16 protein-coding genes are annotated in these 16,228 nt (G+C 61.7%); 9 read left to right on the forward strand and 7 right to left on the reverse strand.

Features of this window, described 5'->3' with window-relative positions:
* Window positions 1-83 precede the first annotated feature (83 nt).
* A complete protein-coding gene (locus I6E58_RS07565; RefSeq protein ID WP_197131900.1) occupies window positions 84-1,766 on the forward strand; it encodes a bifunctional 3'-5' exonuclease/DNA polymerase in 1,683 nt (560 codons plus the stop codon).
* Between the two features lie 47 nt (window positions 1,767-1,813).
* Here the strand turns inward: I6E58_RS07565 and I6E58_RS07570 are convergent, their stop codons facing one another.
* On the reverse strand, window positions 1,814-2,509 hold the full coding sequence (locus I6E58_RS07570) for a PadR family transcriptional regulator (RefSeq protein ID WP_231595169.1): 696 nt from the start codon (window positions 2,507-2,509) through the stop codon (window positions 1,814-1,816).
* 209 nt (window positions 2,510-2,718) lie between these two features.
* Between I6E58_RS07570 and I6E58_RS07575 the strand changes: the two genes are divergently transcribed.
* Window positions 2,719-3,468 (forward strand): hypothetical protein, encoded by a 750-nt coding sequence (locus I6E58_RS07575; protein WP_246837369.1) that lies wholly within the window; start codon window positions 2,719-2,721, stop codon window positions 3,466-3,468.
* Window positions 3,469-3,489: 21 nt separating this feature from the next.
* On the opposite strand, the gene I6E58_RS07580 is transcribed toward I6E58_RS07575, so the two are convergent.
* On the reverse strand, window positions 3,490-3,966 hold the full coding sequence (locus tag I6E58_RS07580; RefSeq protein WP_231595170.1) for an Lrp/AsnC family transcriptional regulator: 477 nt from the start codon (window positions 3,964-3,966) through the stop codon (window positions 3,490-3,492).
* A gap of 245 nt (window positions 3,967-4,211) precedes the next feature.
* Between I6E58_RS07580 and I6E58_RS07585 the strand changes: the two genes are divergently transcribed.
* The 7 genes from I6E58_RS07585 (at window position 4,212) to I6E58_RS07615 (ending at window position 11,217) form a co-directional block, all read left to right on the forward strand.
* Window positions 4,212-5,774 carry an ABC transporter substrate-binding protein gene (locus I6E58_RS07585; RefSeq protein ID WP_197131902.1) on the forward strand — a complete coding sequence of 521 codons (1,563 nt, stop codon included), beginning with the start codon at window positions 4,212-4,214 and terminating at the stop codon, window positions 5,772-5,774.
* A 14-nt stretch (window positions 5,775-5,788) separates the two neighbouring features.
* Window positions 5,789-6,850 (forward strand): ABC transporter permease, encoded by a 1,062-nt coding sequence (locus I6E58_RS07590; RefSeq protein ID WP_197131904.1) that lies wholly within the window; start codon window positions 5,789-5,791, stop codon window positions 6,848-6,850.
* Window positions 6,847-7,701: an ABC transporter permease gene (locus I6E58_RS07595; protein WP_197131907.1), complete on the forward strand. Its 855-nt coding sequence runs from the start codon at window positions 6,847-6,849 to the stop codon at window positions 7,699-7,701. The genes I6E58_RS07590 and I6E58_RS07595 overlap by 4 nt, the downstream gene beginning before the upstream one ends.
* A complete protein-coding gene (locus I6E58_RS07600) occupies window positions 7,698-8,567 on the forward strand; it encodes an ABC transporter ATP-binding protein (protein ID WP_197131909.1) in 870 nt (289 codons plus the stop codon). The genes I6E58_RS07595 and I6E58_RS07600 overlap by 4 nt, the downstream gene beginning before the upstream one ends.
* Window positions 8,564-9,406, forward strand: a complete 843-nt coding sequence (locus tag I6E58_RS07605) for an ABC transporter ATP-binding protein (protein ID WP_197131911.1) — start codon at window positions 8,564-8,566, stop codon at window positions 9,404-9,406. Before I6E58_RS07600 ends, I6E58_RS07605 begins: the two co-directional genes overlap by 4 nt.
* A gap of 155 nt (window positions 9,407-9,561) precedes the next feature.
* Window positions 9,562-10,065, forward strand: a complete 504-nt coding sequence (locus I6E58_RS07610) for a DUF3145 domain-containing protein (protein ID WP_129071550.1) — start codon at window positions 9,562-9,564, stop codon at window positions 10,063-10,065.
* Window positions 10,066-10,476: 411 nt separating this feature from the next.
* Window positions 10,477-11,217 carry an SDR family oxidoreductase gene (locus tag I6E58_RS07615; RefSeq protein ID WP_197131913.1) on the forward strand — a complete coding sequence of 247 codons (741 nt, stop codon included), beginning with the start codon at window positions 10,477-10,479 and terminating at the stop codon, window positions 11,215-11,217.
* A 147-nt stretch (window positions 11,218-11,364) separates the two neighbouring features.
* Here the strand turns inward: I6E58_RS07615 and I6E58_RS07620 are convergent, their stop codons facing one another.
* From I6E58_RS07620 to I6E58_RS07640, 5 genes are all read right to left on the reverse strand, one after another.
* Window positions 11,365-12,600, reverse strand: a complete 1,236-nt coding sequence (locus I6E58_RS07620) for a beta-ketoacyl synthase (protein ID WP_129071548.1) — start codon at window positions 12,598-12,600, stop codon at window positions 11,365-11,367.
* A 113-nt stretch (window positions 12,601-12,713) separates the two neighbouring features.
* A complete protein-coding gene (locus I6E58_RS07625) occupies window positions 12,714-12,962 on the reverse strand; it encodes an acyl carrier protein (protein WP_129071547.1) in 249 nt (82 codons plus the stop codon).
* Between the two features lie 69 nt (window positions 12,963-13,031).
* Complete coding sequence (locus tag I6E58_RS07630; protein WP_197131915.1) at window positions 13,032-14,036, reverse strand: beta-ketoacyl-ACP synthase III; 1,005 nt, start codon at window positions 14,034-14,036, stop codon at window positions 13,032-13,034.
* Window positions 14,033-14,953, reverse strand: coding sequence for an ACP S-malonyltransferase (locus tag I6E58_RS07635; RefSeq protein ID WP_197131918.1), 921 nt, complete (start codon window positions 14,951-14,953; stop codon window positions 14,033-14,035). The genes I6E58_RS07630 and I6E58_RS07635 overlap by 4 nt, the downstream gene beginning before the upstream one ends.
* A gap of 93 nt (window positions 14,954-15,046) precedes the next feature.
* A complete protein-coding gene (locus I6E58_RS07640; RefSeq protein ID WP_231595171.1) occupies window positions 15,047-16,195 on the reverse strand; it encodes a CdaR family transcriptional regulator in 1,149 nt (382 codons plus the stop codon).
* Window positions 16,196-16,228: the final 33 nt, after the last annotated feature.

Below are 16,228 nucleotides of genomic sequence, written 5' to 3' on the forward strand. Positions count from 1 at the left end.
ATGATCACGAAGGGCGCGGCTAGCCCGTGACTCGCGCGGGCAGCTAGGCGGCCGCTGTCGGCGCAGCACGGCAGACTAGTGCTGTGTACCTTGTGCTCGCGACTAGCGGCCGCACCCTCACCGCCACACGAGTGGATGCTGCGGGCGCGGTTGTCGGCGAACGCGCTGTCGAGAATCTGGCGGCGTTCGTTGCGCAGACGCAGGCTGAGGAGCCCACGATTCGTTGGGTCTGGCACGACACCGCAGCGTGGTATCCGGAGTTGCTCGAGGCGCGCGTGCGGGTCAACCGCTGCTTCGATCTGCGCTTGTGCCACACGATTCTGCGCAATTCGGTCTTCACCCGAGAGTCGGCGTTAGCTCAGGCGCGCGCGAGCGGCTGGGACGCCCTCGCTCAGGCGGGTCACGCGGCACCGGTAGACCCTCTCAGGCCGCAGCACTCAACGCTGTTTGATTTCGACGACGATGCTGACGCCGTGGCCGACGGCGACCTCGATGTGCTAGCTGAATTTCTTCGCCAGCTGGAGGCGGTGGCAACGTCGCCGGAGGCTGGGCGGTTGCAGCGACTGCTCTCCGCCGAGTCCGCTGGCGCGCTTATTGCTGCCGAGATGCGCTTCGCCGGCTTGCCGTGGAGCGCGCGGGCCCATGACGAAATTCTCACCGAGATGCTGGGGCCACGCCCGAGCGTCGAGGGCGAAAGGCCGGCAAAGCTGCAAACACTCGTCGATGAGATCCGGCTGCAGCTCGACTCTCCGCGATTGGCGCCCGAGTCGCCCGCCGAACTCTTGCGGGCGTTGAGCGTCGCAGGCATTCAAGCGACCACAACTCGGTCGTGGGAACTCAAGCAGCTCAAGCATCCGGTTATCGCCCCATTGCTCGAATTCAAAAAGCTTCAACGCCTCATGACGGCGAATGGATGGTCGTGGCTCGATGCTTGGGTTGTCGACGGTCGTTTTCGTCCCGATTACGTCCCCGGCGGGGTGGTAACCGGGCGCTGGGCAACGAGCGGCGGTGGCGCGCTGCAGCTTCCGCACCTGATTCGCGGTGCGGTCCGGGCTGATCCGGGCTGGAAGTTTGTTGTCGCGGATGCCTCGCAACTAGAGCCGCGCATCCTCGCAGCGATGGCTGGTGACCGCGGAATGGTCGCGGCCGGAGCATCCGGGGATCTCTACGAAGGCATCGTGGCGAGCGGCGCCGTCGACACGCGCGCTCACGCGAAGCTCGCCATGCTCGGCGCAATGTATGGTGCAACGTCGGGGGAGAGCGGCCGACTGATGCCCCGGCTCGCCCGGGCCTACCCGCAAGCGATTGCGCTCGTGGAACAGGCGGCGCGCGCCGGTGAACGCGGGGAAGTGGTGAGCACCCAACTCGGGCGCAGTTCGCCCCCGGGTACCCACGCCGCGACCTATGACGATTCGCAATCTCCCGCGCAGCGCGCGGTGTCGCAAGAACGCGGGCGCTCGTGGGGCCGCTTCACGCGCAACTTCATTGTTCAAGGCACGGCGGCCGAATGGGCCCTGTGCTGGATGGCGAGCATCCGCAATCGACTAGGCCAACTCTCGGAGGGCGCCTGGCTCACCGACGCGCCCCACCTCGTGTTCTTCTTGCATGACGAGGTCGTGGTGCACGTGCCGGCAGAGCTCGCCGACCGCGTTGCAGAACATGTGACGGCGGCAGCAGCGGATGCCGGGCGGCTCGTGTTCGGCGACATCCCAGTCACGTTCCCGCTCACCACTGCGATCGTCGACCGCTACGATCACGCTAAATAGACCGGTATTCGACAGATACTCCCGAGCCGCCGGGCCAAGCACACCGTTTATTTATCCACGGACGTTTCGGTGTTCCCGGAGGGCCGCCCGCGTTTCGGTTGGCTGGGATTCAAGGGAAAAGGGTCGGCGAAGCCGTGTGATTGAGCGGTGGTGAGCGCCGCGTCTAAGTGATCGAGCCAGAGCAGCTCCGCTTCGGCGTGCGCGCGCAGCGAGTCGGTGACGAGTTGTTCCGCGAACTGGCGCGCGTTCCGGGCTTCGTCGCGCACCTCCGCTGTGAGCGAGAGTTCGTCGATTGCGCCACGAGTCGCTCGGCGCTGATGCGCGATCACGGCGTGAGCGTCGACTCCGGGAAGCGTGACCGCGATCGCGAGCTTGACCGCTAACTCATCGCGACTGGTCGCATAGCTGTCGATGGGGGTCGCAAGCCACTGTTGTGCTTCATGCCTGCCGGCATCCGTAATTGTGTAGTAGGTCTGCTGTGAAGAGTCAGCAGCCAGCGCGGTCGGTGCGCCGGTTTTCACCACAAGATCATCGCGCACAAGGCGATCGAGCGTGTTGTAAATCTGACCGACGTTGAGCGGCCACGTTGAGCCGGTGCGCTGGTCAAATTCTGTGCGCAGCTGATAGCCATAGCACGGCCCCTGAACCAAGATTGAGAGCAAACTGTGGCGGACCGACATGCCAGACCTTCCGAGTAAATCAATACCGAGTATGTAGTAATCGACCTTAGCGAGGGAGTGCATGCTCGCCCGCTACCGCTCGGAGTGTCGAATTCTCTAGGTCGTGCAACTGCCACCGTGCCCGTGTAGCTCGTATTTTCAGGATGGATGAATAGGCTCGAACGTGGGGCCTCCGCAACTAAATGTCTTTCACTCGTCGATGACCGCTGGATGAACTGGACTCTTGGCGGTCGATTTCGTGCAGCCAACCGGAGAGCCTCATACTCATCTGCGTGAGTGATGCACCTGTAGGAGCCGCAGCGGCCCAGCCTGTCCCCGAGTCAATCCACGATTTTGAATTCATCTTGAAATCGTCATCGGGCAGCGCTGTCTCGGCAAGCGCCCCCACGCGCTTCCGGTATCACCAAGAGGGCCAAATGATTTGGGGCGAGTACTACGGAGACACGGTCGCTCTCGGTCGTTTCGTCGGGCGCCGTGATGATGATGTGGTGTCAATTCGCTTTGCGCACCGCATTGCCGCGAGTGAAGACATTATTCTCGGCTCGGCTTCGAGCACTATCCGTTGGAACGACGATGGCAAGCTCGAACTCTACGAAGAGTTCGAGAAGAACGGCGAAGCGCACGTGAGCGTGTGCGTCGAGACTGATCGGCGTGGCGCGTGGCCCGAGCTCGATCCAGCGCAGCGCAGCACACCCCGGCTTGACGGCACCACATTCATCCTCGAGGAATCAACGGCGAGCACGGTCAGCGCTCAGCCCACGCAGTTCGAGTTCGACGAGAACTCGGGCATCGTGTGGGGCTTCTACTTTGGCGACACGGTTACGGCAGGCCGCTGCGTCGGTCGCTACCGCGACGGCGTGCTCGATGAGTTCTTCGTGCACCACGTCATCGCGAGTGACGCCACCCTCTTGGGCGATAGCAGCACCACGCTCGGTTCGCGCCCCGATGGCCGCCTTGAGCTCATCGAGGAGTTCGTGCTCGATGGTGTTCCGGGAAAAAGTGTCTGCGTTCAAGTCGTCTAGCGCGCCTGGGCGACTAGCTGACTAGCTGTTCAGCCCTGCCCGTCCGGGGTCTGCCCGGGTGAACCGGGTCAGGCCCAGTTGCGCTGGTTCTTGCGGGCGCTCGGGCAAATCTGAGGGCAGCAGGTAGGGGCGTTGAAAGACTTCGTCGAGCACGAGAACGGTCTCGAGCGATTTCACTTCGGGCAGCACCGAGAGCACTCCGACAATGAAGTCGTGAATGGCGCCCACCTCGTGACCGCGGATCAACAGCATCGCGTCATGTTCACCGGTGGTGATGCGGCAGGACTCGATCTCGGTCATGTTCGTGATGCGGTCGCGAAAGCTCGTCCACGTTTGCGGATGCACGGAGAGAAATACGAGCGCGCAGATACCGAGCCCGGCTTTGGCGGGGTCGATCTGAGCGCTGAAGCCTGTGATCACGCCGTCAGACATCAGCTGTTCTACCCGCGTATACACGTTCGCTCGCGAGACATTTACCTTCTCGGCAAGAGCTGACATTGATATTCGTCCGTTATAGCGGAGCTCGCTCAATATCTTCAGGTTGATCTCGTCCAATTCAGAGGGTGATTGTCCAGTACTGGAAGAACCGTTAGTGGCTTTGCTGGACATATTGTGTGAAATCTCCCTCATGTTTATCTCATGGTCTGAACGATCGCGCCTTTGATTGGACAGACTAGCGGGATTTGTGGGAATCTCAAGCACAGCCGTCCAGAGGCTGATCTACAACCACCAAGGAGTTCCCTTTGCGCACTAAGTTCCGCTACGTAGCGGCCGCGTTCGGATTGACTGCATCACTGGCTCTCGCCGGTTGCGCTGCAGCAGCACCCGAAGTAAGCGACAGCATCGTCATCGACACCGCTTTTACGCTGGAGACGAGTGACCCGGGTCGTAACTACGTTCCCACCGGGTACATGGTGTCGAAGGCGCTCTACGAAACTCTCCTCGACTTCGCCGGTTCCGATGAGTCAACCCCGGTCGACGGTCTCGCGACCTACGAGTCGAACGACGATGCAACGGTATTCACCTTCACGCTCAAAGACGGTCGCGTCTTCTCCGACGGTTCAGCAATCACCGCTGACGACGTTGTCTTCTCGCTCAACCGCGTCGCCGGAATGACCGAGAGCAAAGCCAACTTCTTGATGAACGGCATTACCGTCACCAAGGTCGACGACATGACCGTTGAGCTCAGCACGGAAACCCCGTCGCTCAAGCTTCCCGCCCTCATGACGAACCCGTCGCTCGCCATCCTGAACTCCGCTCTCGTCATCGAAAATGGCGGAACGACGGATGACTCGGATGCTGCTGAAGCATTCTTGAACGAGACGTCGGCTGGTTCCGGTCCGTACATCCTCGACACCGTGAACTTCGAGTCGCAGGTTGTTCTCACCGAGAACGAAAACTACAACGGTGACGAAGACATCGACTTCACTCGGGTTGTCATCCGCAACGTCTCTGAGGCTGCAACGCAGAAGATCAACCTCGAGGGCAACGACTCCCAGGTAGCCGTTGACCTCAGCGGTGACCAGGTCGCTAGCTTGAGCGATGGCATCAACGTGTTCTCGACTCCGTCGGCACAGACCATCTTCCTGCTCATCAACCAGAGCGAAGAAGTGGGTGGCATGACCGCCAACCCCGACTTCGCTAACGCCGTTCGTTACGCTCTCGACTACCCGGCGCTCCTCGAACTTGCTGGTGCAGGTTCCGAGCAGGCAACCGGCGTTATCCCGCCGTCGTTCCTCGGCGCGCTCGAGAACGGTGTTGAGCAGGACCTCGACGTTGCCGCTGCCTCGCTTGAAGCATCCGGTTACGACGGGGAGAGCATCACGATCGAATACCCGAACGACTACCCGGTTGGTGGCGTGAGCTTCACCCCACTCGCCGAGCGCATTCAGTCGCAGCTTGCGGATGCCGGAATCACCATCGAGCTCGCTCCGGCCCCGTTCACCACGCAGATTGACAGCTACGTCAACGGAACCGAAGCCTTCAGCATCTGGTTCTGGGGCCCCGACTACGCCGACTCCGCCAACTTCTTGCCGTTCTCGGCTGGACAGAAGGTAGGACTGCGCGCCGGTTGGACCGCCGAGCAGGACGCCGATGTAGTGAACCTCGCCGCAGCGGCAGAGAACGCCACGAACTTCGACGAGCGCGAGACTGCCTTCAGCAACTTCGCTGAAGCCCTGCAGCAGCGTGGCCCGTTCGTTCCGTTGATCGTTCCCGGCTCGAACATTGCGACCGCCTCGTACATCGATGGAGTTGCTTACAACTCCACGTGGACGATGGACATCGCTGAACTGCAAGCTAAGTAGAAGGAATCTCTAGCGTGGGAAACACACCCCGCGCGACTCGCAGGTACTCGGCCAGATCACCTCTGGTCGGGTACCTGCTTCGTCGCCTCGGAACCTCAGTTCTGCTCCTCTTTGGAGTCACTATCGTCACGTTCGCTCTCGCGAACCTTGTGCCGGGTGACCCCATTGCGGCAGCGCTCGGTGAAGGGGCGGCGAGCAACCCCGCCACCGTCGAGGCCTACATCCAGGAGCGAGGGCTCGATCAGCCGCTTCCCGTGCAGTACGTCAACTACATCGGCGGTCTGTTCCAGGGAGACATGGGCACCTCACTGCGTACGGCGCAGCCCGTGGCCTCAGACCTCTCGAAGGCCGTGCCGGCCACGGTCGAAATTGCCCTGTTGGCCATCGTCGTTAGCCTCGGTGTCGGCGTGGCTCTCGGCTCCCTCGCGGCCTATCGCCGCGGCAAGATCAGCGACCAGCTGGTGCGCGTGTTCTCGCTCATCGGCCTCAGCATCCCGACCTTCTGGATGGCACTGGTCAGCTTCAACTTCTTCTTCCTACAATTGCGCATTGCGCCCGGTTCCGGCCGGCTCTCGCCCGCGCTGGCACCGCCGCCCACCGTGACGGGGTTCTACACGGTCGATGCCCTGCTTGCCGGTCAGTGGGTCACGTTCACGGATGCTCTGGCTCACCTCATGCTGCCGGTGTTCGTTCTTTCGCTCTTCACGATCGGTCTGCTCACGCGATTCGTTCGAACCTCGGTGCTTGAAGTGCTGGATGCCGACTACGTTCGAGCCGGCCGCGCCAAGGGGCTCAGTGGCCCGCGGCTGCTGTTCGGCTACGTTCTGCGCGGAGCATCGCTGCCCATCCTCACGATCGTGGGGCTCGCTTTCGGAACCCTGCTCTCGGGTACGGTGCTCGTCGAGGCCGTCTTCGCGTGGCCGGGGCTCGGCAGCTACGCCTACAACTCGGCAACCAGCCTCGATCTACCCGGCGTCATGGGCGTCGGTCTCGTCGTCGGTGTCGTCTACCTGACTATTAACTTCGCCGTCGACCTTCTTTACGGTGTACTCGACCCGAGGGTGAGGCTCGCATGAGAAAGCGTTGGCTAAAAGTTCCTGCCGCGTGGATAACCCCGCTCGGTGTCATTGGTGCTGTTATCGCTGTCGCGTGGGTGGGCATTGCCTTTACCGCTCGACTGTGGGTTCCCTTTGACCCCCTGGCCCAGGACTTGCCTCGATTGCAGGCTCCCGGCATCGACACGCTCATGGGTACGGATGCTCTCGGCCGCGACATTTTCTCGCGGCTCATGACCGGCGCCGGAGTCACTATTCCGCTGGCGCTCATGCTTGTGGTGATGTCGCTGCTCGTCGGAACATTAATCGGCGCGATTGCCGGCTACTTCGGCAAGTGGGTTGACGAGCTGTTGATGCGCTTGACCGACCTCGTGATGGCGTTCCCGACGGTCATCCTCGCCATGGTTGTCGCTGCGGCGCTCGGACCCTCGCTTTTCAACGCGGTGATCGCTGCTTTCGTGGTGTCGTGGCCGCAGTACGCTCGTATGACCCGCAGTATCGTGCTCGGGCTTCGCACTCAGAACTATGTGATGGCGGGGCGCATTATGGGCTTCTCGCCTTTCAAGACCCTCCGCGTTGATATCGCTCCGAACGTGGTCGGCCCCATCCTCGTGTTGGCAAGCCTCGACGTGGGAACCGCTATCCTGCTCCTCTCGGGCCTCTCCTTCTTGGGGCTCGGAGCCCAGCCGCCGACGCCCGAGTGGGGTTCGATGATTTCCGCCGCTATTCAAAACTTCGACAGCTGGTGGATCGGGTTGTTCCCCGGTCTCGCCATCCTCACCGTGGTGATGGCCTTCAACTTCGTGGGTGACTCGCTGCGCGACATCTTCGATCCGACGTCACAGGTATCGCGAGCGGGGGCACGGTCATGACCGACGCAACGACACCCCAGCCCGCGGATGCCGCGCCCGCTGCATCCGCGCCGGTGCTGACCGTTGACGGTCTCACGATCGGCATCGGCTCGCGCAATAACGTCACATCCATCGTCAAGGGCATCAGTATCGCGCTCACCCCCGGACGTATCCAGGGTCTCGCGGGGGAGTCCGGCTCGGGTAAGACGGTCACCTCGCTCGCGATGCTGGGCTTGCTGCCCAGTAACGCCATCGTGGGAGGTTCGATCCGTCTGGCTCATCCTGATCGCGGGGAAACCGAGCTCGTCGGCATGTCGCATCGACAGTTGAATGAGATCCGCGGGCGTCGAATCGCGATGATCTTCCAAGACCCGTCGTCGAGCCTGCACCCGCAGCTCACTGTGGGAGTTCAGCTCACCGATCACGTCACCCGTCACCTCAAGTTCTCCACGAGGCAGGCGCGCGAGCATGCAATCGCGCTGCTCGACCGTGTGCGGGTTCCCAACCCTGCCGAGGCGCTTGGGCGCTACCCGCACCAGTTCTCGGGTGGTCAGCGTCAGCGAATTGCAATCGCCATTGCTCTTGCGTGCGACCCCGTCGTGCTGTTGGCAGACGAGCCGACGACCGCTCTTGACGTCACCGTTCAGGCCGGCATCCTGCACTTGCTGCGCGATCTGGCGGATGAACGTCAACTTGCCGTTCTTCTTGTGACTCATGATCTCGGTGTGATGAGTTCGATCGCCGACGACATTGCGGTGATGCGCCACGGCGAGATCGTCGAGTCGAACGATCGGCAGAGTATCTTCACCGCGCCACAGCACCCGTACACGCGTGAGTTACTCGCGTCGCTGCCGGGTGCCGCGGGCTTCCAGGAGGAAAGCGAATGAGCGAGCTGCTCGAAGTATCCGACCTCGTGATCGAATACCACGGGGCCAGCGTCGTGCGAGCGGTCGACGAAGTCTCCCTCACGATCGCTCCCGGGGAAGTTCTCGCTCTGGTGGGGGAGAGCGGCTGCGGCAAGTCGAGCTTGGCGCGAGCCGTGCTCGGTATGGAGAAGCCGCGGTCTGGCGCCGTAACCTACCGCGGTGCCGAGGTGCCGCTTCTGGGCGTTCGTCGGCGCAAATCTCAGTTCACGTCGATTCAGATGGTCTTTCAGGACCCGAATTCCTCGCTGAACCCGCGCATTCGCATTGGCCAGCAAATTTCCGAGGGGATTCGTGCCGCACTGGAGCGTGGCGCAGAAGGTTCTCAGCCCGAAGAGTGGCTTGAACGTGTTGGTCTCCCCACCGACATGGTGTCGCGCTACGCCCACGAGCTATCCGGAGGCCAGCGCCAGCGGGTCGCAATCGCACGAGCTCTGGCTGCGCGCCCCGACCTGTTGGTGGCTGACGAACCGATTTCTGCTCTGGATGCCTCGAGTCAGGCATCTGTCGCTGACATGATGCGCAAGCTTGCGCTTGATGCCGGCGCCGGGCTGCTCTTTATCTCACACGATCTTGCGATCGTGCGGCTCATCGCTGACCGCACCGTGGTGATGTACCGCGGCAAGATTGTGGAGTCTGGCGTCTCTGACCGCATCTGGAACGACCCCGTGCATCCTTACACTCGCGCGCTTATCTCGGCGATCCCCGAGCCCGATGGCAAAGGCATCCTGCCCGCAGCTCCCGCGGCGGAGGCCCCCGAAGAGTGGCGGATGACGATGCCTGAGGCTCTCAACCGGCTCTAATCGGCACAAATGTAGTTACATGCTTGTATTTTCTTGGATTTGTCAGGGATAATGTCCCCAAGCGGTTCGCCGCACAATTTAATAGCTTGACGTGCTGTCACAGGTACCGTTCGTGGGTCGATGGGGAAGTCGCACCCAAACGGAACGGAGATATCGTGACTGCACATAACGCTCGCGGAGTGCTCTACGTGCACTCTGCTCCTCGCGCGCTCTGCCCACACATCGAGTGGGCTGCTGGTCGCGCTCTTGAACGTGCCGTGAACTTCGATTGGGATAACCAACCGGTGCTCAGGGGATCGCAACGTGCCGAGTTTTACTGGGAAGGCCCGCAAGGCTCCGGTGCGGTACTCGCTGCGGCGCTTCGTGGCTGGGAACATCTCCGTTTCGAGGTGACCGAAGACCCCAGCCCCGGTTCCGATGGTGGTCGTTGGATGCACACGCCCGATCTTGGGATCTTCTTCGCGCAGACCGACAGCGTCGGCAATATGGTGATCCCCGAAGATCGTTTGCGCTACGCGATGGAAGCTGCTGGTTCTGATGCGTTCGAACTGCATCGCGAACTCCGTTTGGCTCTCGGCCAAGCCTGGGACGACGAGCTTGAGTCGTTCCGTCACGCCAGTCAAGACTCTGCAGTTGTGTGGCTTCACAAGGTAGGTTGATCATGATTTCCGAACGCACGCACACTCCTGAAGTAGCGGTTGACACGCGGATTCCACTGATTGAGTGGCAAGACTGTACCGACGTGGTTTTTGACGGTCGCGACTCGCCATTTGATGGTGAGTGCACCCTTCACGACGGATGCCGCTCCATTCTCTGAAGCGCTCCATTCTCTGAAGCGCTACCTCTTCTGGACTCAGCACTTTCGTATCAGCGCTAAAACAGCTATCTGCACATTTGTGTTGCTGTTTGTTCGCTGCGAGCGTGGCGCTCAGGTCGCATGCAGCGAACTCCCGGAGTAGCGTTGAGGCGTGGCCGGAAGTATTCGGGCACGGTTGCCACAATGGGCCGTCCTCGGGTCCTCGGACTATCTCCTTCCGGCTGAAACCAATTCAGTATTTGGAAGGAACACCATGTCTCGCTTTGACGGAAAAGTAGTTCTCATTAGCGGCGGCGCCCGCGGAATGGGCGAATCGCACAGTCGGGCTGTAGTCGCTGAGGGCGGCAAGGTTGTCATCACTGACGTCCTCGACGCCGAAGGCAAGGCGTTGGCGGATGAGCTGGGCGCGAACGCGGTTTACGCCCACCTCGATGTCACCAACGAAGAAGAGTGGAACGCGGCTGTGAAGCTTGCGGTCGACACCTTCGGTGGCCTCAACGTGCTCATCAACAACGCCGGCATCGTGAATTTCGGAACCCTGGATGGGTACACCGAGAAGGATTGGTCGCTGATTATCGGCATCAATCTCACCGGATCGTTCCTCGGCATTCGCGCGGCGGCTCCCGAACTCGTCAAGAACGAGACCTCGGCCATCGTGAACATCTCGTCGACCGCCGGCATGCAGGGCTTCGCCGCGCTACACGGCTACACGGCATCCAAGTTCGGACTCCGTGGTCTCACGAAGTCAGTTGCGATGGAGCTCGGCCCGCAGGGTGTTCGCGTGAACTCGGTACACCCCGGAAACATTCGTACGCCGATGACTGACGGTCTGGGCATCGACGAGACTCGCACCCCGATCCCTCGCTTGGGCGAAGCAGAAGAGGTCACCAAGATGGTGCTCTTCCTCGCCAGCGAAGACTCGAGCTACTCGACCGGCTCTGAATTCATCATCGACGGTGGAGTGCTCGCCGGCGAAGGCGCAGTGCCTCAGTAACCAACGCGCTGTAGCGGCGTGGGCACGGAGAAATCGTCTCTCGCCTCATCACACTCGTTAAGGACACATCGCCCGCCTCGATCTCATGATCGGGCGGGCGATGTTTCGTTATGCGCTCATAGGCATAGCCGCCGAGTGCGACGGAGCTTAGACCGAACGGAATGCTGCAACCGCGTTGTGGCCACCAAAGCCGAACGAGTTGCTGATCGCCAGCTGGGGACCTGAGCCGAGGTCGCGGGGCGTCGTCACGACGTCCAGCGGAATCGCGGGGTCCTGGTTGGTGAGGTTGATCGTCGGGGGAGCCGTGCGGTGGTGGAGAGCCAGGACCGTGAAGATAGCCTCGAGTGCTCCTGTGCCGCCCAAGAGGTGCCCGGTGGCGCCCTTAGTGGCTGAGACGGGGATGTTCGGCAGGTGGTCGCCGAAGATGCGCAGAAGCGCCTTGTACTCGGCGATGTCACCGACTGGTGTGCTCGTCGCGTGAGCGTTGATGTGGGTCACGTCTTCTGGCGTTGCTCCGGCAGCGTCGAGAGCGTCGCGCACAGCGCGTGCTGCGGCGGTTCCCTCGGGGTCGGGAGCCGTGATGTGGAACGAGTCACTCGTCACAGCGCCGCCAGCGAGTTCGGCGTAGATGCGAGCGCCGCGGGCGAGGGCGTGTTCTTCAGTCTCGAGAACGAGCGTTGCCGCTCCTTCACCCAGTACGAAGCCGTCGCGAGAAACGTCATATGGGCGTGATGCCGTCGCCGGATCGTCATTACGCTTCGAGAGTGCCTGCATCGAGGCGAAGGCGGCGATGGGAAGTGGGTGAACCACCGCTTCCGTTCCGCCGGCGATTACGACATCCGCAAGCCCGGCCTGAAGGTGGGCGTAGGCGTTAGCGAGCGCTTCGGTGCTGGAAGCGCAGGCCGAGACGTCGGTGCGAGCGTATGCACGCGACGGAATGGCCATGCTGATCGCGGCTGCAGCGGCGTTGGGCATGAGCATCGGAATCGTCATGGGTAGAACGCGACGCGGTCCCTTTTCGCGCAGGGTGTCCCACGCATCGAGGAGAGTCCAGAGTCCACCGATACCGGTGGAGTAGTCAACACCGATTCGTTCGGGGTCGACATCGGGTGAACCCGCGTCGGCCCAAGCTTCACGGGCAGAGATCAGAGCGAACTGGCTTGAGGGGTCGAGACGCTTGTACTCAACGCGTTCGAGAACCTCTTCAGGGCGCACTTTGGCCTGTGCAGCAAAGGTTACGGGGAGCGAATAGGTTTCTACCCATTCCTGCTCGAGAGAGCGGGCTCCCGATTCGCCAGCGAGAAGGGCGTTCCACGACTCGGTCGCGGTTCCGCCGATGGGCGTAGTGGCACCGATACCGGTGACAACGATCTTTTTGGTCATTTCACGTTCCTTTTGAGTGCATGGCTCAGAAAGCCCGCGAACGGCAGGCTTCTGGAGTGCTGCGCGGAGGCCAACCGCAACGAGTGCGGTTGGCCGTCCACGTCGAGCGGGTGTTACGCCTGAGCGGCGGTGATGAAGCTCACTGCGTCACCGACGGTCTTGAGGTTCTTGACCTCTTCGTCGGGGATCTTGACGTCGAACTTCTCTTCAGCGTTGACAACGATCGTCATCATCGAGATCGAGTCGATGTCGAGGTCATCGGTGAACGACTTGCCCATTTCAACAGTGTCGGTCGCAATGCCGGTCTCGTCGTTGATGAGCTCAGCCAATCCGGCCATAACTTCTTCAGTGGACAGTGCCATATTTTTTCTCCTTGGGATGTGAAATAACCGTTAGCCAGTGTAGGCCAGCAGCAGTGATTCTGAGGGGTACTACGGCAGAACGATTACTTGCGCGCCGAAGACGAGGCCCGCTCCGAAACCGATTTGAAGGGCGAGGCCGCCGCTCAGTTCGGGGTTCTCTTCAAGTAGACGGTGAGTCGCGAGCGGGATGGATGCAGCTGAGGAGTTGCCCATCTCGGCGACATCGCGGGCGATCACAACAGACTCGGGCAGCTTGAGCTGCTTCGCGAACTCGTCGATGATGCGCATGTTGGCCTGGTGGGGGATGAAGGCAGCGAGGTCGTCTGCGGTGATTCCCGCAACATCCAATGCTTCCTTCGCAACCTTAGCCATGTCCCACACTGCCCAGCGGAAGACTGTCTGGCCTTCTTGGCGCAGCGTTGGCCAGGCAGCATCACCTTCGCGGAAGTCGACGAGTGTCGCATTCATCTTGATGGCGTCAGCTTTCGAGCCATCCGAGCCCCACACGGGTGCGGAGATGCCGGGGGTGTCGCTTGGGCCAATGACAACTGCGCCCGCGCCGTCGGCGAGGAGGAAGGAAATGCTGCGGTCGGTGGGGTCAACGATGTCAGAGAGCTTCTCGGCGCCGATGACAAGGGCGTACTTGGCGGCACCCGAACGAATAAGGGCGTCGGCCTGCGTCACGGCGTAGCTGAAGCCAGCGCAGGCAGCGTTGATGTCGTAGGCCGCTGCAGGGTTAGCGCCCACACGGTCCGCTACGACGGCGGACATTGATGGCGTCTGCAGAACGTTGCTGATCGTCGCAATGATGACGAGGTCAATCTCGGCGGGGTCAATCCCTGACTTCTCGATCGCTTCGCGAGCGGCATCGGTAGCGAGATCGACCGCAAGAATGCCCGCTGATGCACGACGACGAGTGATCATGCCGGTGCGCTGCTGAATCCACTCGTCGCTCGAGTCGATCGCTTCAACGAGCTGGTTGTTGTCAACGACGAGGTCACCGCGGGCAGCGCCGTAGCTGTAAATCTTGGTGAACTGTGACCCGGTGGATTGGGTGAGGGTGGGTGCGGTCATGCGTTGGCCTCCATCAGGTCAAATGCTGCGGATAGATCGTCTGGGGTCTTGACAGCCACGGCAGGAATTCCGCGGAGGCCACGCTTGGCGAGGCCGGTTAGCGCGCCTGCTGGCGCAAGTTCGATGATGCCCGTGACTCCCGCATCCGCCAAGGAGTTCATGGTGAGATCCCAGCGAACCGGCGAGGAGACCTGACCGACGAGGAGATCAACGAAATGAGATCCGCTTTCGACGAGCGAACCATCGCGGTTCGTGTAGATCGGCAGTGATGGATCGTGCGCCGTGAGGCCAGCGGCGACTGTCTCAAGGTGAGCGACCGCGGGTTGCATGTAGCGGGTATGGAACGCGCCTGCGACCTGAAGCGGCACAACGCGGGTTCCCTTGAGCGGTTCTGCGGAGAGCGCGGCTAGCGCGTCAAGCGCTCCCGCGACGACGATCTGGCCGCCACCGTTGAAGTTCGCTGGTTGAAGGCCCAACTCGTCGAGACGCTCTAGGAGGGCAGCTTCGTCTCCGCCGATCACCGCGGACATTCCGGTGGTCTCTAAGGCAGCAGCGGCCGCCATGGCTGATCCGCGCTGCACGACAAAGCGCATCGCATCGTCTTCGGAAAGGATGCCGGCAGCCGCTGCCGCCGTGATCTCGCCCACGGAGTGACCCGCGACAGCACCAATGTGCTTGCGGCGGTCTCCGGCAGTCAGTGCGCTGAGCGTGAGAAGTCCCGCAGCGACGATAAGCGGCTGAGCTACTGCGGTATCGCGGATCGTGTCGGCATCAGACGTGGTGCCGTGGGCGATCAGATCAATGCCAGCCGCTTCGGAGATCGCGCCGAGCTGCTCGCGCAGGGCGGGGTCTTCGAGCCAAGGCTCGAGAAAACCGGGGGTCTGGGAGCCCTGTCCGGGCGCTACTACAACAATCACTTTGCTAGTCTGCCAATCTTTCGTCGGAATCGCTTGGATGACCCCACCAAAGCTCGACGGGATCGTTGTGTGAACTCACCAAAGGACGGAACGTTAGCGGGTGCGTCCAGGCTCGGGATCAGAAATTGAACCCACGATGAGGGCCGCCTGCAAGATCAACGCTTCGCGCGCTCCGGTCGCATCCCAGCCGATGACTTCGCTGACTCGCTTCAAGCGGTAACGAACGGTGTTGGGGTGCACAAACAGTTCCCGCGCAGTGGCCTCGAGCGACCGCCCGTTGTCGAGGTAGCACCACAACGTCGTGAGGAGGTCAGTGGAGTGAGCCTGAAGCGGTTTGTAGATCTTGTTGATGAGAGTGGAGCGCGCGAGGGGATCTCCTGCGAAAGCGCGTTCCGGTAACAGATCGTTCGCCAACGTCGGCCGGGGAGCGTTGCGCCACGAGCGCGCCACTGCGAAACCGGCTAGAGCTGCTTTAGCGCTCTTGGAGGCATCGACAAGGCTCGGCACTTCAGGGCCGAGCACGAGATGGCCGCTACCAAAGCCAGGCTCGAGTTGCTCCGCGATCGTAATGAAGGGTAGAGGTTGGTCGTCTTCGGCCTTCTCCGAGCGTGGAGCCGCACGGCCGATGACGAGCACCAGCCGAGAGCCTTGCACGCCAATGAGAACGTCGGCGTCGAGGTGACGCGCGGTACGACGCAATTGGTCGACGTCGAGCATGCGTGGGGAGGTGCCCACGAGCACGCAAACCTCGCCGTGACCGTTCCAGCCCAGAGCCGCAATGCGGCTCGGGAGTTCGTTGTCGTACTCACCGCTGAGGATCGAGTCGACGACGAGAGCCTCGAGACGTGCATCCCACAGTCCGCGCGCTTCAGCAGCGCGAGCGTACACATCGGCGGCAGCGAATGCGACCTCGCGCGAGTACAACAGAATCGCTTCGCGAAGTACGTCATCGTCAGCCTTGACTCGCGCTTCAACAACTTCGACCGCAATGCGGATGAGCTGCAAAGTTTGGAGCAACGACACCGACCGCAAAAGCTCGCGGGGGGCCGCGCCGAAAACGTCGGCCGCGATCCACGGGGTAGAAGTGGGGTCTTCAAACCAGCTAATGAAGCTGGTAATTCCGGCCTGAGCGACGAGCCCAACGGCGGAACGCCGCCCTGGTGGGATTTCTCCGTACCAGGGCAGCGTGTCCTCAAGACGCTTGAGCGTCGCCGTCGATAGTTCGCCCGAGATAACACGCAACCAAGCGAGCGTTTGCGCCTTGGTCTTCTGTAC

This window comes from Salinibacterium sp. SWN1162, from assembly GCF_015864675.1.
In the GTDB taxonomy this organism is placed as follows: Bacteria; Actinomycetota; Actinomycetes; order Actinomycetales; family Microbacteriaceae; genus Rhodoglobus.

Bases quoted from the DNA above. Each gene is read 5' to 3' on its own strand.
- I6E58_RS07570 (WP_231595169.1), bottom strand. From the start codon at position 2,509: ATGCACTCCCTCGCTAAGGTCGATTACTACATACTCGGTATTGATTTA.
- I6E58_RS07580 (WP_231595170.1), bottom strand. From the start codon at position 3,966: ATGTCAGCTCTTGCCGAGAAGGTAAATGTCTCGCGAGCGAACGTGTAT.
- I6E58_RS07595 (WP_197131907.1), top strand. From the start codon at position 6,847: ATGAGAAAGCGTTGGCTAAAAGTTCCTGCCGCGTGGATAACCCCGCTC.
- I6E58_RS07600 (WP_197131909.1), top strand. From the start codon at position 7,698: ATGACCGACGCAACGACACCCCAGCCCGCGGATGCCGCGCCCGCTGCA.
- I6E58_RS07605 (WP_197131911.1), top strand. From the start codon at position 8,564: ATGAGCGAGCTGCTCGAAGTATCCGACCTCGTGATCGAATACCACGGG.
- I6E58_RS07615 (WP_197131913.1), top strand. From the start codon at position 10,477: ATGTCTCGCTTTGACGGAAAAGTAGTTCTCATTAGCGGCGGCGCCCGC.
- I6E58_RS07620 (WP_129071548.1), bottom strand. From the start codon at position 12,600: ATGACCAAAAAGATCGTTGTCACCGGTATCGGTGCCACTACGCCCATC.
- I6E58_RS07625 (WP_129071547.1), bottom strand. From the start codon at position 12,962: ATGGCACTGTCCACTGAAGAAGTTATGGCCGGATTGGCTGAGCTCATC.
- I6E58_RS07630 (WP_197131915.1), bottom strand. From the start codon at position 14,036: ATGACCGCACCCACCCTCACCCAATCCACCGGGTCACAGTTCACCAAG.